The 14,874-nt window shown below is 62.0% G+C and carries 15 protein-coding genes, 1 tRNA gene and 1 pseudogene; 9 read left to right on the top strand and 8 right to left on the bottom strand.

The annotated features are described in order from the left end of the window. Positions 1-2 precede the first annotated feature (2 nt). The 4 genes from NOF55_RS05255 to NOF55_RS05240 all read left to right on the top strand — a co-directional run bounded on the left by NOF55_RS05255 (position 3) and on the right by NOF55_RS05240 (position 2,627). Entirely contained in the window at positions 3-941 is a 939-nt protein-coding gene (locus tag NOF55_RS05255; protein ID WP_306410294.1) for an alpha-E domain-containing protein, read from the top strand. 157 nt (positions 942-1,098) lie between these two features. Continuing rightward, positions 1,099-1,914 (top strand): transglutaminase family protein, encoded by an 816-nt coding sequence (locus NOF55_RS05250; protein ID WP_306410293.1) that lies wholly within the window; start codon positions 1,099-1,101, stop codon positions 1,912-1,914. A 72-nt stretch (positions 1,915-1,986) separates the two neighbouring features. Next, positions 1,987-2,445: a hypothetical protein gene (locus NOF55_RS05245; protein WP_306410292.1), complete on the top strand. Its 459-nt coding sequence runs from the start codon at positions 1,987-1,989 to the stop codon at positions 2,443-2,445. Positions 2,446-2,550: 105 nt separating this feature from the next. Continuing rightward, a tRNA-Arg gene (locus NOF55_RS05240) sits at positions 2,551-2,627 on the top strand. Here NOF55_RS05240 and NOF55_RS05235 read toward each other — a convergent pair. The 6 genes and pseudogenes from NOF55_RS05235 to NOF55_RS05210 all read right to left on the bottom strand — a co-directional run. Then, positions 2,598-4,256: a recombinase family protein gene (locus tag NOF55_RS05235; protein ID WP_306410291.1), complete on the bottom strand. Its 1,659-nt coding sequence runs from the start codon at positions 4,254-4,256 to the stop codon at positions 2,598-2,600. The genes NOF55_RS05240 and NOF55_RS05235 overlap by 30 nt on opposite strands. Positions 4,257-4,277: 21 nt before the next feature. Continuing rightward, on the bottom strand, positions 4,278-4,547 hold the full coding sequence (locus tag NOF55_RS05230) for a hypothetical protein (protein ID WP_306410290.1): 270 nt from the start codon (positions 4,545-4,547) through the stop codon (positions 4,278-4,280). 181 nt (positions 4,548-4,728) lie between these two features. Next, a complete protein-coding gene (locus tag NOF55_RS05225; RefSeq protein ID WP_306410289.1) occupies positions 4,729-5,712 on the bottom strand; it encodes a LysR family transcriptional regulator in 984 nt (327 codons plus the stop codon). A 75-nt stretch (positions 5,713-5,787) separates the two neighbouring features. Then, positions 5,788-6,651 (bottom strand): alpha/beta fold hydrolase, encoded by an 864-nt coding sequence (locus NOF55_RS05220; protein WP_306410288.1) that lies wholly within the window; start codon positions 6,649-6,651, stop codon positions 5,788-5,790. A gap of 4 nt (positions 6,652-6,655) precedes the next feature. Continuing rightward, the gene (locus NOF55_RS05215; protein WP_306410287.1) at positions 6,656-7,045 is read right to left on the bottom strand and encodes a helix-turn-helix domain-containing protein; all 390 of its coding nucleotides are present in this window, start codon (positions 7,043-7,045) and stop codon (positions 6,656-6,658) included. A 126-nt stretch (positions 7,046-7,171) separates the two neighbouring features. Next, a pseudogene (locus NOF55_RS05210) lies at positions 7,172-7,480 on the bottom strand (DUF3363 domain-containing protein); the annotation flags it as partial. Positions 7,481-8,141: 661 nt separating this feature from the next. Here NOF55_RS05210 and NOF55_RS05205 point away from each other — a divergent pair. Together NOF55_RS05205 and NOF55_RS05200 are read left to right on the top strand one after the other, a co-directional pair. Further along, entirely contained in the window at positions 8,142-8,741 is a 600-nt protein-coding gene (locus tag NOF55_RS05205; RefSeq protein ID WP_306410286.1) for a hypothetical protein, read from the top strand. Further along, positions 8,738-9,493 (top strand): hypothetical protein, encoded by a 756-nt coding sequence (locus NOF55_RS05200; RefSeq protein ID WP_306410285.1) that lies wholly within the window; start codon positions 8,738-8,740, stop codon positions 9,491-9,493. The genes NOF55_RS05205 and NOF55_RS05200 overlap by 4 nt, the downstream gene beginning before the upstream one ends. 414 nt (positions 9,494-9,907) lie before the next feature. On the opposite strand, the gene NOF55_RS05195 is transcribed toward NOF55_RS05200, so the two are convergent. Next, positions 9,908-11,305, bottom strand: a complete 1,398-nt coding sequence (locus NOF55_RS05195) for a L,D-transpeptidase family protein (protein ID WP_306410936.1) — start codon at positions 11,303-11,305, stop codon at positions 9,908-9,910. Between the two features lie 160 nt (positions 11,306-11,465). Here NOF55_RS05195 and NOF55_RS05190 point away from each other — a divergent pair, with 160 nt between their 5' ends. The 3 genes from NOF55_RS05190 (at position 11,466) to NOF55_RS05180 (ending at position 13,105) form a co-directional block, all read left to right on the top strand. Next, positions 11,466-12,308: a DUF4432 family protein gene (locus NOF55_RS05190; protein WP_306410284.1), complete on the top strand. Its 843-nt coding sequence runs from the start codon at positions 11,466-11,468 to the stop codon at positions 12,306-12,308. A gap of 68 nt (positions 12,309-12,376) precedes the next feature. Continuing rightward, on the top strand, positions 12,377-12,718 hold the full coding sequence (locus NOF55_RS05185; RefSeq protein WP_306410283.1) for a protein tyrosine phosphatase family protein: 342 nt from the start codon (positions 12,377-12,379) through the stop codon (positions 12,716-12,718). Between the two features lie 42 nt (positions 12,719-12,760). After that, positions 12,761-13,105, top strand: coding sequence for a RidA family protein (locus NOF55_RS05180; RefSeq protein WP_306410282.1), 345 nt, complete (start codon positions 12,761-12,763; stop codon positions 13,103-13,105). Between the two features lie 100 nt (positions 13,106-13,205). Here NOF55_RS05180 and NOF55_RS05175 read toward each other — a convergent pair whose 3' ends face one another. Further along, the gene (locus NOF55_RS05175) at positions 13,206-14,858 is read right to left on the bottom strand and encodes a thiamine pyrophosphate-binding protein (protein ID WP_306410281.1); all 1,653 of its coding nucleotides are present in this window, start codon (positions 14,856-14,858) and stop codon (positions 13,206-13,208) included. Between the last annotated feature and the right edge of the window lie 16 nt (positions 14,859-14,874).

The following is a 14,874-nucleotide window of genomic DNA, read 5'->3' as shown; positions in this document are numbered from 1 at the left end:
ACATGCTGGGAAGAACCGCCAACGGACTTTACTGGATGTTCCGTTACATCGAGCGTGCCGAAAACCTTGCGCGCCTCGTCGATGCCGGCCTGCGCATGTCGCTGACCCGCTCCCAGGCATCGGATTCCGACTGGGACGGCGTGTTGCAGAGCGCCGGCGTGCGCGAGGCCTTCGGCGAAGACCGCGACGTGACCGCGGCAGACGCCATCGACTACCTCTTGCGCGACAAGTCGAACCCCGCCAGCGTCTTTTCCTGCATCGAATCGGCGCGCAACAACGCCCGCATGGTGCGCACCGCGCTGACGCGGGAAACCTGGGAGGCAACGAATGAATACTGGATCGAGCTGAAGCAGGTTCTCGGGCGGCGGGTGAAGGCACAGGAACTGCCGGAGGTGATCGAGTGCATCAAGCGCCGGGCCGGCCTCGTGCGCGGCGCCTTCCACGGCTCCATGCTGCGCAACGAACTCTACAACTTCTCGCGCATCGGCACCTTCATCGAGCGCGCCGACAATACCAGCCGCATTCTCGACGTGAAATATTACGTCCTCCTGCCGGGTGTCAGCCATGTCGGCTCCTCGCTCGACAACGCCCAGTGGGAATCGATTCTGCGCTCGGTTTCCGCCCACCGCTCCTATCGCTGGGTCTATGACGGCGAGTACAAGCCGGCCGACATCGCGCATTTCCTGATCCTCAACGGCCAGATGCCCCGCTCGCTGATCTATTGCTACGAGAAGATCGTCAACAATCTCGGCTATCTGGCCGGCGAATACGGCGAACGCCACGCGGCGCATGACACCGCCGCGGCGATCAGCGACAAGCTCCAGAGCCTGACGATCGATGCGATCATGGAGAAGGGGCTTCACGAGTTTCTCGAGGATTTCGTCGGGCACAACAATCAGCTCGGTCAGGAAATCACCGATGGCTACCGGTTCTACAGCTGATGCCGCGAACCGGGAATCGCGACGAATGAGGGAACGACATTGCGGGCGGCGCGGGCTGAGCCGCCCGGCGGCCGGATCATAAATAACAGGGGAAATGGAGCGCTCACCGCATCTGTGACGTCGTGAGCCGCTTCCGTTGCAAACCGGGATCATATCCATGCGACTGAAGATCACGCACAAGACCGAGTATGTGTACGACCAGCCGGTTCCGTATACCCTGCAACGGCTGCGGCTGACTCCGCTTTCGGACCGCAGCCAGACCGTTCTCGACTGGAGCGTCAAGGTGAAGGGTGCGCAGGTCGAGGTGGGCTTCAGCGACCAGTTCGGAAATCGCAACGATCTGGTGTCGGTGGACGGGGACCGCCACGCGGTTCGCATCCTCGCCGCCGGCACCGTCGATACGATCGACACGAACGGCGTGACCGGTCCGCATCAGGGCTTCGTGCCCTTGTGGCTCTACCTGCGCGAAACGCCGCGCACCAGGGCCGGGAAGCTGGTCCGCGAGCTGGCGCGCGGCATTACCGGTGACGGTGAGCTTGCCAGGATGCATGCCCTCATGGAAACGATCCATGAGACGATTGCCTATATGCCGGGCACGACCGATTCCGAAACCACCGCCGAACAGGCGCTGGAAGCGAAGAAAGGCGTCTGTCAGGATCACGCCCATCTTTTCATCGCGACGGCGCGGGTGCTCGGCATTCCGGCCCGCTACGTATCCGGTTATCTGTGGACGGAAGAGACGCCGGAACAGATCGCGACGCATGCCTGGGCGGAGGCGCATATTCCGGCTCTCGGCTGGGTGGGCTTCGACCCGGCCAACGATATCTGCCCCGACGAGCGCTATGTCCGCATCGCCACCGGGCTGTGCTACCGCGATTGCGCGCCGGTGTCGGGCCTGCGCATCGGCAATGCCGAGGAAACGCTGACGGTTTCGCTGACCGTGGTGCAGGAGCAGAGCCAGAGCCAGTCCTGATGCAAGCCCCGAGCAAGCCCCGAGCAAGCCTTGTCTGCTCTTCTCGCAGGAGGCTCGCGGACAGGAGGGGACATGCTTTTCGGGCGTTCGGTTTTCCAATCCGTGGTGGAGCGGCTTCGCGCCGAGGCGGATGCTGAGCCGGACAAGGACGGTAAGGGGTCTCCCGCGCACCGGGTGTCGGGATTGAACATGTCTTTCGCGGCGGCGACGGCGGAAACGGACGACGCGCGTCTCCGGCGCTCGGAATGGGCCTATTCCGACATATTGGCCGACCGGCCAGAGCCTTCGCCCGGCCCCGGGGACGACGGGATCATGCCGGCCTACCTGACGGTTCTCGATGCCGATGCGATCGCCGCGGAGCTGGCGATCGGCGAAACGACCACCATCGCCGAACTGCACGACAAGCGCCGGACGTTTGCCCGCCGGAACCATCCCGACTGCGTTTCCCCGGCTTTTCGCGAAAACGCCACCATCCGCATGACGACCGCCAACCGGCTGATCGACGCCGCCTTGCGCGGCCGCCGCACCTGAGTTTTCGACATACCGACGCTGCCGGTAAGGAATTTGCGTTTTAGCCGTTGATGCGCTCGCAAAGCTGGGCTATGAACCGGCTCAGGCGAATCCCGTTCGCCGCATGCACCCGTAGCTCAGCTGGATAGAGTGTTGGATTCCGATTCCAAAGGTCACAGGTTCGAATCCTGTCGGGTGCGCCATTTCAGTACAGAACTCTGAACGCCGAATGCCGTCGTTTCTACGCTGGAAGCGGCGACCAGCGTTCGCAGAAGTTCTGATTTCGATCCCATGATGCGAACCTCGTCGTCGGCAACCTCGACGCGTTGCGTCAGCGCGCGCAGATGGTCGCGGCGGTAGCCGCCATTTTCCAGTCGGATGCGCTGGCGGGCCGTGCTGGCGAAGGTCTTGAGCATGTCGGAGGTGACACCCTGATTGCCTGAACTGTCGAGCGCGAGCTGCGTGCGCTCTGCATCGGCAGCGGCTTGATCCCGCAATGCCTTGAGGCTCACCATGCGCTCTTTCGCCATGGCGTCGTCCTTGTCCACCATGCCGGCTTCGATGGCGTCAAAGAGCCGACCAAGGCGCTGGTCGGCTTCCGCGATTCGCCTTTGAAGCTCGGCAAGGTGCTCACGGCGACGTTCGGTGCGCTCCTGCCGGCGGTCGATGACGCTGGCGAGCACGGTTTCCAGCCGCTTGGGTTGGAGCAGCCGATCCCCGATATAATCAGCGACCAGATGGTCCAGCTTGTCCATCGGGATCGTGCGGCCCTTGCAGCCGGTCTTGCCCTGCCGGGCCTTGGTCGAGCAGGTGTAGTAACGATATGTCTGCCCTGCGCTGCCCCGGCCGGTGCGAAGCGTCATCGCGCCTCCGCACTTAGCGCAGAAGCAGATGCCGGTCAGGAGCGTGGGACCACTCGACACGCGTGCAGGCGTCACCATGGGATTGCGGGATTTGAGGCGGGCTTGCACAGCGTCGAACGTCTCGCGCTCGATCAGGGGCGGCACCGCCATGATGGCGACCTCGCTCTCCGGCTTCTTCTCCCGGTTCTTATGCGAGCGCGTGTTGAACCTGTGCTCGCCGATATAGGTGGTGCGCGTCAGGATGGCGTGGATTTGCGCCAATCCCCAACGCCCACCGTCGCGGGTGAAGAAGCGGCGCTCGTTGAGATAGGTGGCGATGGCCTTGACGCCCATCGCGCCGGATGTGCCGTCGCCTTCAAGGAACAGACGATAGATCATCCGTACGGTGTCGGCGTGCAGCGGATCGATCTCCAGCTTCTTCTTGATCTTCGATCCGCGCTGCTCGGCTGCGACGATGCGGTAGCCGATAGGCGGCCGTGCGCCGTTCCAGAAGCCTTGCCGGGCGTTCTCGTTCATGGCGCGCAGGACGTGCTTGGCGTTCTCCTTCGACTGGTATTCGTCGAACAGCGCCATGATCTGCCGCATCATCTGGTGCATGGGATCGTCGCCCATCTCCTGCGTGATGGACACGAGCTTGACGCCGTTCTTCGCTAGCTTCCTGACGTAGAACTCCATCTCGAAGTGATCGCGGAAGAAGCGGCTGAACGAGTGGACCACGACAATATCGAAGGGCGCGGGCTTCGACGTGCCCGCCTCGATCATGCGCTGGAACTCGGGGCGCTTGTCGTTGGTGGCGGTTGCGCCCGGCTCGACGTACGTCTCAACGAGCTGATAGCCGCGCTGCTCGCAATAGGCTTCACCCTGCCGCTTCTGGTCGGGAATGGAAATATCATGCTCGGCCTGCCGGGCAGTCGAGACGCGCAGATAGAGGGCGGCACGCACCCCCTTTAAGAGTTGGGGTGCGGTCACGGCAGAAACCTCCTTCTCAGATCATCGGCACGGCCCGAAAAACTCATCGAAAAGATCGCCGAACCACGCCTCGAACACATCAACCTCGGCCTCTGTGACGGGAATGTCCTCCGGCCAATCGTCGGTGACGCGCATCCTCTGTCCGTCCGGGTCGAGAAGCGGCGCGTCGCCGGTTCGCGTCCGGCCGTCTGGCGTGGGATCGTCGGCGTAGTCGAACAGATCGTCGGGAAGTGGCTCGGGGATCGACTGTCGCGGTCGCCCTCTCCGGGCGTTGCGGCGCTCTGCGCACATGGAATCCTCCTTGGTTCTGGTGGATTCCGGGGTGATGAAAGTCCCGGAAATAAGCGAACCATGGAGGGGGATTGGCAACCTGTAGCGTGCCGCCTTTGCGTTTGTATGCTGGCAGCACCCCTGTTGCTCAAAGAAGCCGCTGGCCGATTGTCGAGTTGCACCTGAAGCTGACCTTGCATTTTCAACGCTGCGGGGTTGGTTGGGATGAAACGCGGTGGCGACCCATATTGCTCGCGAGCGTGAGTAGGTTTTGCAGAGTGGCGCTGCGATTGAACGGCGACCAGACGGCGGTAAAGGCAACAGGCTCCGGCTCATCGGCAAACGGCAGAAAGACAATGCCGGTAGTCGGCAGCAGCGCCGTCGCCGCCCCGACGATGGTAATGCCGAAGCCCTGTCCGACCATGGACAGCAGCGTGCCGCGTCCCACGTCGAAGCGCAGGATCGAGGGCGCGGGCCAGCGCCCGGCAACGCGTAGCACGATATGGTCATGGACCTGCGGGCCAGTGCCACCATAGCGGACAAGGAAGGTGTCGCCGACCAGATCGGCCCAAGTGATTGCCGACTGTCCGGCGAGGCGATGCCCATCCGGCAGCACCACCACCAGTGGTTCGGTCCAGATCGGGCGGGTATGGCAGTCGGGTAGCTCGGGCTTGCCGGCGACGAACGCCACGTCCAGCCGGTTGGCACGAAGCTGCATCACCGCATCGCGGGCCGTGCCTTCGGTGATTTCGACCCCGATACCCGGATGGTCTTCGCGATATTGCGCGATCAGCTCCGCAAGGAAGCTGCCGGGGATCAGGGCATGGATGCCGACCCGCAGGCGACCACATTCCCCCGCCGCCGCCATGCCTGCGGTCTTCACCGCATGGTCTAGATGATCCACTCCGGCCGCGACCCGTTCGACGAAGTGGCGCCCGGCCTCGGTCAGTCGCACGCCACGCGCATGGCGCTCGAACAGGAGAATGCCAAGGTCTTCCTCCAGCGTCTTCACGCGCGCGCTGACGCTGGACTGTGCTACCCCGAGCGCGTTGGCGGCATGGCGAAAGTTCAGATACTCGGCGACGGCGAGCGTTTGAATCAACGACACCAACGGAATACGCGAACCTAGAAGATTCGTGTGCTCCGATGCGTGGGCATTCTCCTTCCTCGAAAACCGTCGCTGCATCTGTTGCCATCTTTGATGATGTTGCCTTTCACGCTGTCGGCCGTGCAACATGACGGCCGACAGCAAGCAACGAGGTCATGTTTGCACTTCCTTGCCCTGCAAGAATTGGAGAACTGCCTCGGTATGGCCGGGGATGAAATGCGGTGCATCAGGCAGATAGTGCATTGTGAGGTTCGGCAGGTTTTGCTCCAGCCTTTGTCGTGTGACTGGTGCGTCGATGAACACATCCTTTCCACCGAGGATCGCCAGAACTGGCATATTTAGCCGCTGCAAGGCTTCGTCGCTGAACTGAGGCAACGTTGACCTGCGCGGGATAAAGTGGGTGAAGATTTTGCTGGATATATCAACAATCGCGGCAGCAGGCGGCGATAGTGGTTCATCCATCCGTCCGCCGATGCGTTCAAGCATCTTGCGCCGCCCCCACGGACCGAGCAGCAACAATGGGAGCGCCCAAAGCAGGATGTTCTTGGCTTTACCAACGCCACCGGGGCTGAGAAGCACGAGCTTGCTTACGCGCTCGGGTCGGCGGGTAGCATAGTCGAGCGCGACCCATCCTCCCAGCGACATGCCGACAAGAGCCGCAGCGGACAGAGATAGCCCCTCCATCACTTCGTCAAACCATTTCACATACGCATCGGAATCGTATGGCGGTCGAACCTGCGCGCTGAATCCCGCATCGCCGATGATGTCGATGCAGAAAACACGAAAGTGTTGGCTCCAAACCGGGATGTCGACGATCCAGCTTGCCGCGTTCGCCGCTGTCCCGTGCAGTAATATCAAGGCCGGCGCGTCCTCGTGGCCACTCTCGACCACGAATGTCTCGCCTTGACGGGTGGCAATGCGATGCTGGCGATGCGCAACCGGCCATTGACCGAGGATGTCTCGATAGCGTTCGAAGACGATTTTCTGCCCTTCCGGGGTCTTGAAGACAGATGCCATGGGGTCAAGCCTCCAAGCACGCATCGACAAGTTTAAGGAGGCCAGACACGTCCGAGGGTGTTCCGACAGCGATGACCTTCACGGCGCGTCGAATTGGATCATGTGCTATGTCAACTGATATGGCCTGTGGACGCTGCTCGCTGCTTCCCGCAGCACCAAGCATGATCGACGTGAGCCGCCGTAAAAGCTCTTGATCGACGTTGGGAACATCGACCACGGCAGTGACGCGCGCAGCCGGTGCCTCCCGTGCGGAGCCGACGCCGGCAAAAGCGTCGAGATCGGAATGAAGGATTCGGTATTGCTTGCCAATCTTTGTCGCGCGAAGGCGACCTTCGCGGATGAAGCGCAGCACCGTCTTGTTGTGCAGTTTCAGGCGCTCGGCGGCAGCCTCCACCGTGTATAGCTCTTGTGTCGTCTAAAATTCTCTATTTTATCCACAAGTCCCTATCAAATGGAATAATAGGGAGTCAACAGGCTGTTGGATGTCGTCTGGTGGACGCATCTATCGCCCCAACCCTCTCTACCGCCCCAACCGCCACGACACCGATCCGCCCTGCACGACACCCATGACCTCGCGGCCGGGCTGGCGGTCGATGACCGGCCGCCAAGGGGCAAGGGTGAACTCATGGGATTTCTCGACCACGGCGAACTTGCCGCTAGATAGCTGCACGGTGCCGGTGAACTTGCCGCTGACCTTCTCGCCGGCCACGGCGGCGCGGAACGGTAGCCCCTTGTTCTCGGCCATCTCCGCGCCGACGCGGACAACCTCGTGCTCGCGCAACGTGGCGGGAAGGCTGCGCCGATGGAAGATGCGGCCATTCCGTGATCGGATGCGCTTTTCCTCGTCGGCGCTCATGGGCGCGACTCCAGTCAAAACCCCCGGAAAACGGCCGATATGGGCGTATGGTGCCGCTCGAAACCCAGCAAATCCAAGGCCTTGCGCGAAATCGCGGCACGCCACCCCTCAAAACCACGGTGCCGGAATCGGTCGCCTAACCAGTGTGCAGACAACAACAATTTCCAGAAGCGGCCCGACATGGTGCCATCTTCTTTAATCTTGCCCTCCGCCCTTTCTGCCTTTTCTGCCCCTCCTGCCGGGAATCCAGCCGGGCAAAAACCTACCTGACTGGATGCCGAAACCAGCGCCGCCGAGCGCGGCATCGTGCGCCGGAATGGCAGCTCGCACGTTGCCCGAACATGCGACGAAAAATGGTGTGCCGCGCCAATGGGGCGGCGGTGTCAGCCCGGAGGCGAACGCGCTTCCATATTGCGCTGTAGAGAGCCGGAGGGCCGTCAGTGAAAAAGCCCCGGCGCGTAAGCGACGGGACCGTCTGAAACTCGGAAACGGCAGGTCCATTCCCGCTGCATCTTCTTACAGTTCAACAAAGGTGTTCTCTTGGCCGCTTGCACTTAGAGGTCGACAACCCCATTATCTTGGCTTCAAGCGTGCCAAGGGACTCAAGATGGCACAACAGTTTTAGGGGGGTGGCATGACCGCGAAGCTTCATATCAACATCTCGCAGGGCATTATCGACGTTGAAGGTGATCCCGAACTTGTCCAAGCGATTTACGCTGATTTCAAAGAGCAGTTGCTGGAGAGTGTAAAGGGTGTGGCTTCTGCTCCTGCGGCATCTGTTCAAGAGCCTGTGTCTTCTGAAAATGGCGATGCCGCCAGCGGTGCGGCTAATAAACCAAAAGCGAAGCGTCGCGCCGCTGCCAAGAAGAAGGCCAACGGCGACGAGGGCGGTAGCGGTGTAGTAGCGGACTCGCCGAAGCTTGATAAAAATCTGGATACTTCGGGATTGGGCACCTTCTACGGAAAGTATGTCCCAAAGAATAACGCGGAAAAGATTCTCATATTCCTTAAATTTATGACGGAAGATCTAAAGATTAGTAATCCCAATACGGATCAGGTATACACGTGTTTCAAAGCGACAGGAGAGAAGATCCCCAAGGCATTTGCGCAAGCCTTCTACGATACAAGCTCTAAGCTTGGGTATATAGACTTTCGTTCGTCAACAGATATGCCCATTACGATCGCCGGTGACAACCATTTCAATCATACGCTGAAGAAGAAAGGTGCTGAATGACCACGGCGGTCAACCGCTTCTACAATTCCATCGAGAATGCTGCCAATCAGAGTCAGAGCGCGCTCGTCGAATTGTTCATCTATTTTCTGACGGTGGAATCGGGGCAGGACGCGGCAACGCCAAAGCAGGTCGCTGATTGCTTTGCTGCGTGCGATCTTGTTGTTCCAGGAAACGTTGGCGCGCGGCTGTCCGAAGGACTCAAGAGCAAGCCAGCAAAATACATCAAGGCGAACGGTGGATATAAGCTACAGCGTCATATGCGGGAGGCCCTGTCGCGTAAACTCGGAGCCGAGACGGTCACTGCTCAGACAAGCGCGACCCTTCGGGGGTTGGAACACAAGCTCCCGGCCGGAGCGAATAAGGAATTTCTAAAGGAAGCCATCGATTGCTTCGAGCTTGGCGCTAATCGCGCTGCCATCGTCATGGCGTGGATATTAGCGATGGACCACCTGTTCGCCTATATCCTCGCGCACAAGCTCTCAGACTTCAACGCAGCCTTGGGGAAGGACAAGGGTGTCAAAATCGATTCCGTCGCCCAGCGGGATGATTTTACGGAGATTAAAGAAACGAAGTTCATCGAACTATGCCGGGCGGCGGGCATCATCTCGAACGATGTTCGGAAGATTCTGGATCAGAAGCTAGGGACACGAAACTCGTGCGCTCATCCTTCGGGAGTGACCGTCAACAAGTCTAAGGTCATCGACTTCATTGAGGACCTAGTCGACAATGTCATTCTAAAATTCTCTGTTTAATCTACGCGGGCTTATTCCGGATACCGGCATCCAAAAGAAGCGTGCGTCCAATGTCACTTACCGCGCGACGGATTGGACCTATAGCAAAGAGTTTGGGGCTACCCGCAGGACCGGGATCGGTGATAACAGCAAATCTGAATGGATTTCATGAATTCTTTTATAGGGCTATAGCGTAAACGTAGCTGTCATCTTCCCCCGGTGCGGCGCGCCATCTTTCTCTTTTCACATCGCCGCAGCCTGTAGTCTCTCCGCTCTGGAGAGGTGACGGTCGTTCGGCCTTGCGAACTTTCCGGTTCGATTTGTAAAATCAATAAAAGCAACGATTTGAGCCGTCGATGCGTCGGCGTGCCGGATATGAAAAAACGGCGAGATCCTTTCGGATATCGCCGCCGGTTTCATGCCCGCCGGTTTCGCTCAGTCGATGAATTCGACGGTGGCGCCGACCTTGACCATCTTGGCGAGTTCCGTCGCATCCCAGTTGGTGAGGCGAACGCAGCCGTGGCTGTTCGTCTTGCCGATCTTCGACGGTTCCGGGGTGCCGTGGATGCCGTATGTCGGTTTCGACAGGGCGATCCAGACATTACCGACCGGCCCGTTCGGTCCCGGCGGGATTTGCAGGATGCCGTGATTATCGCCCTGCTTGAAGTTGATCTTCGGATTGTAGGTATAGCCCGGATCGAGCGCGATGCGGGCGACCGTATGCGTGCCGGAAGGGGAGGGCGTGTCCGACGAGCCGATGGTGGCCGGATAGGCGGCGACGAGCGCGCCGCTCTCGTCATAGGCGAAGACCTGCTTGCGCCCCTTGTCGGCGACGATGCGGGTCACGGCGCCCGTCTTGCGTTCGCCAGGCGAGATCACCTTGATGACGCTTCCGGGAATGGTGAAATCGACGCCGGGGTTGAGTTCCCGCAGGTAGTTCTCGTCCATGTGGAACCGTTCGGCCAGCGCTTCCTCGACCGAGGTGTAGGACAGGGCCGGCATGGTGGCCTTCTCGCCGTAATCGTCGGGAATGGCGGCGACATAGGGACCGGCCGCATCCTGGGGCGTGATCGTGTAGTTGACGATCGGCATGCCGCCGCTGAAGCTCAGGCGTTGCAGGATGTCCTCGGAATCGTTCGGATCGAGCCGCTCGCCCGTCATCATTTCATAGGCTTCCAGCGCCTTGGTCACATTCGACCCCATGCGGCCGTCGATCACGCCCGGCGAGGCGCCTGCGCGGTCGAGCAGGGTCTGGAGCGCGGCGATTTCGGAGCGCGACTTGCCGTTCAGCGTCAGCGGCGTCTGCGGCGTGACGGTGACTTCGGGCAGGGACCGATCCTGCTCGATCGAGGCGAGGGTTCCCGTCTGCCGGTTGTCGCCGTAGTTGGCGAAGCCGTCGTCCGCCGGGGGCAGGGGGCGGGCGTCGAGCGGCGCGCGCTCGACCCGTTCGGGCATGGAAACCGCGCCGGTGGTGAGGTCGTCGCCGTCGCCGCGATAGCTGCGATAGTCGGGCACGCCGCCATAGGCGTCGCCGGGGCGGGCGTTGCGCGGCCGCGGAAAATAGGTTTCGGCCGGAATCTCGGTGGCGACGAGATTGCCGTAGTGGTCGAGAAGCACGCGGCGGCCCTCGCGATCCCGGCTGACGACGACGGAACCGTGTTCGGGCGTATAGTCGAGCAGGTCGCCTTCCGGGCTGACCAGAACCGTTTCAACGAAAGGCCTGTAAACGCTCTGCGCGGCCGCCATGTCGGCAAGCGGCGCCTGAAGCAGGACGGCAAGGGCGAGGCCAAGGCTGGTTGCTCTGGAAAGGGTCACGGTGAATCTGATCCTCATCATCTACTTCGGCCATCTCTCACATGGTAAATTTGACCCTAATATGGAAAGAATGAACTTCAGGTTAAGGTAACGTTAATTTGCAATGATTCCGCGTTATTACCCGCTTGCAGGCCCGCTTCCGGGCCGCCTGGCGGACGAAGGAATGAAGGACCGTTCCATGATCGAGTTTTCTGCCGCGCGCGGCCCCGTTCTTTTCCTCGACCGGGCATCGGTGCTGGATATCGGCAAGCTGTTCGTCGCGGGCAGGGATGTCTCGCCGGGCCGGGCCATTCCCGACGACGGAGACCCCCGCATCGACCATTCGCTGGAGGGCTTTCTGTTTACCTGCGGTCCCGATCATATCCGTCATCCGGAACCGGTGGAAGGGGCCTCGGACGGCTCGCTCTATCCGCTGCACGGCTCCTTTTCCGCCAGTCCGGCCGAGAACGTCCTCATGGAATGCTGCGGCGACGATGCCGTGTGCAGGGGCGAGGTTCCCGTCCGCCTGGCCAGCGGCGGCCATGCGCGGCTTTACCGCGTCTGGAGGATCGACGGCGCGACGGGGGAGGTCTTCCTGGAGGACCGGCTCGTCAACGACGGCGCCAGGCCTTTCGCGCCGATGCTGATGTATCACATGAACCTCGCGGCCGGGCTGCTCGATGCCGGCACGCGCCTGCAAGGGGATATGCTGGAGGGCGGTTCGCTGCCCTGGGCGTTCGGCGAGGGCGACGGCGGTGTTTTCTGCATTCCGGCGGGGGAGGCCGGACAGGCAGAGGTGCGGCTCGGCCCGGTGGCGGCGCTTTCCGGCCTGACGCTCAGGGTGCGCTTCGCCACCGCGACGCTGCCTTTCCTCCAGGTGTGGCGAAACCAGTCGGCGCCTGCCGATGTCCTCGGCATCGAGCCGGCGTCGCACCGGTGGACGGGACGCTCCGAGCTTGCGACGCGGGGCGAGCTTGTTGCGCTTCAGCCGGGCGAGGCACTGGATTACCGCCTTTCCTTCGCTTTCATCTCCGGGGAATGATGAAGCCTCGCATTGACGCAGGCACGTCCCGATCGTACAGCTTGTTCGCAATTCAAAGAGGAACGACGATGGTTGATATCAGAGAGATCGACGGCGAATATTCCGTCAGCGGTCAGATCACGGTGGACGATCTCGATCAGATCAAGGCGCTTGGGTTCAAGTCCATAGTCTGCAATCGTCCCGACGAGGAGGAGCCCGGCCAGCCGGCTTTCGCGGAGATCGCCGCGCGCGCGGCCGAACTCGGAATCGAGACGGCGCATGTGCCCGTGGGCAAGACCGGCGTCGATGAAGAGGCCGTGACCGGCATGGTCGATGCGCTCGACGATCTGCCGCGCCCCATGCTCGGCTATTGCCGTTCCGGCGCGCGCTCCACCACGGTTTACCAGAAAACCCATCACATGCGCGGCTGAAGCCGCGCCATCCATCAGCCCTTCAATAACAGGAGCATACCAATGAGCATCAAGCGTATCGAACCCGGTGCCCGCATGAGCGGTGCTGTCGTTCACGGCAACGTCGTCTATCTTGCCGGCCAGGTCGGCGACGGCAAGACCGTTACCGAACAGTCCAGGTCCGCGCTTGCCGAAGTCGAACGCCTGCTCGTTGCCGCCGGCTCGAACAAGGCGAAGATCCTTCAGACGATCATCTATCTGTCCGACATGTCCACCTTCGGCGAAATGAACGCCGTCTGGGAAAGCTGGATCGATCCGAAGAACCCGCCGGCCCGCGCCACCAGCCAGGCCGCGCTGGCCACGCCGGACTACAAGGTCGAGTTCGTCGTCACCGCCGCTCTCGACTGAGCCGGACACCGACGAGAGATGACAAAGGCCGGGAAGCGGTTGCTTCCCGGCCTTTTGCGTTTGAGACCGTAGCCGGAGGGGGAACGGCAGGTGCCGCGCCCTACCGTTTCTCGCGAATCTCCGTCAGCGTCTTTGCCGGCGTGATGGCTTCGGGATCGAGGTGGATATCGATGATCGACGGCTTGCCGCTGGCACGGGCCCGTTCGAAGGCGGGGCCGAATTCCGCTGTTTCGCGAACCGTTTCGCCGTGGCCGCCATAGGCGTGGGCGAGGGCGGCGAAATCCGGGTTGGTGAGGCCGGTGCCGGAGACGCGGCCGGGATATTCCCGCTCCTGATGCATGCGGATCGTGCCGTAGATGCCGTTGTTCACGACCACCGTGATGATCGGCAGGTTGTAGCGGATGGCAGTGGCGAATTCCTGCCCGTGCATCATGAAGCAGCCGTCGCCGGCGAAGCAGATCACCTCCCGGTCCGGATGGAGCGCCTTTGCCGCCACGGCGGCGGGCAGGCCGTAGCCCATCGAGCCGGAGGCGGGTGCGGCCTGCGTGGCGTACTGCCGGAAGCGGTGAAAGCGTTGCAGCCAGGTGGCGTAGTTGCCGGCGCCGTTGGTGAAGATGGCGTCGGGGGCGACATTCGCTTCGAGCCATTCCATGATCGGGCCCATGTGCACCGCGCCGGGACCCGTGGCGGGCGGCGTGGACCATTTCAGGTAGGCGGCGTGCATGGCCTCGGTCCGGGCGGCCCATTTCGGCGCGGCGGCGGGCGCGAGCGCGGCGAGGGCGGCGGCGAAATCTTTCGGCGCGGCGGCGATGGCAAGGTCGGGCCGGTAGACGCGCCCGAGTTCCTGCGGGTCCGGATGGACATGAACGAGCGTCTGCTTCGGATAGGGAACATCCATCAGCGTGTATGAAGAGGAGGGCATTTCGGAAAAGCGCCCGCCGACGAGCAGAAGCAGGTCGGCTTCCTTCACCGCCCGCGCAAGAGCCGGATTGATGCCGATGCCGATATCGCCCGCGTAGGAAGGGTGCAGGTGATCGAACAGCATCTGGCGGCGCAGGGAGCAGCCGACCGGCAGCTTCCACGCTTCCGCGAAGGCGCGGAATTGCGCGACGCTCGCCGCGTCCCAGCGGGTGCCGCCGATCACGGCCAGCGGACGCTCGGCCTTCGCCAGCAGGTCTCCGAGCGCTGCGATCTGGGCCGGGCCGGGATGGCTTTCGACCGGCATGTAGGGTCTGGCCGCCGGCGGCGCCGCCCTGCGGGTCAGCATGTCTTCCGGCAGCGACAGAACGACGGGGCCGGGGCGGCCCGAGGTGGCGACGGCGAAGGCGCGCGTCACGAATTCCGGGATGCGGGCCGGGTCGTCGATCTCGCCGACCCATTTGGCGAATTCGGTAAAGGCGCGGCGGTATTCGACCTCCTGAAAGGCCTCGCGTTCGCGGGCTTCGCCCTGCACCTGGCCGATGAACAGGATCATCGGGATCGAATCCTGCCGGGCGACGTGCAGCCCTGCCGAGGCGTTGGTGGCGCCGGGGCCGCGTGTCACGAAGCAGATGCCGGGTTCGCCGGTGAGGCGGCCCCAGCAGTCGGCCATCATCGCCGCGCCGCCTTCCTGGCGGCAGACGAGGGTTTCGATGCCGCTTTCATAGAGCGCGTCCAGCACCGCCAGAAAGCTTTCGCCCGGCACGCAGGACACGCGCTTCACGCCGTTCGCCTTCAGCGCCTCGACGATCAGCTCTCCTCCCGTTCTTTCCATGATATCCTCCCATTGC

This window comes from Ectorhizobium quercum (assembly GCF_026552795.1).
Lineage (GTDB): Bacteria > Pseudomonadota > Alphaproteobacteria > Rhizobiales > Rhizobiaceae > Ectorhizobium > Ectorhizobium quercum.
This window is presented reverse-complemented; position numbering and strand designations above follow the sequence as displayed.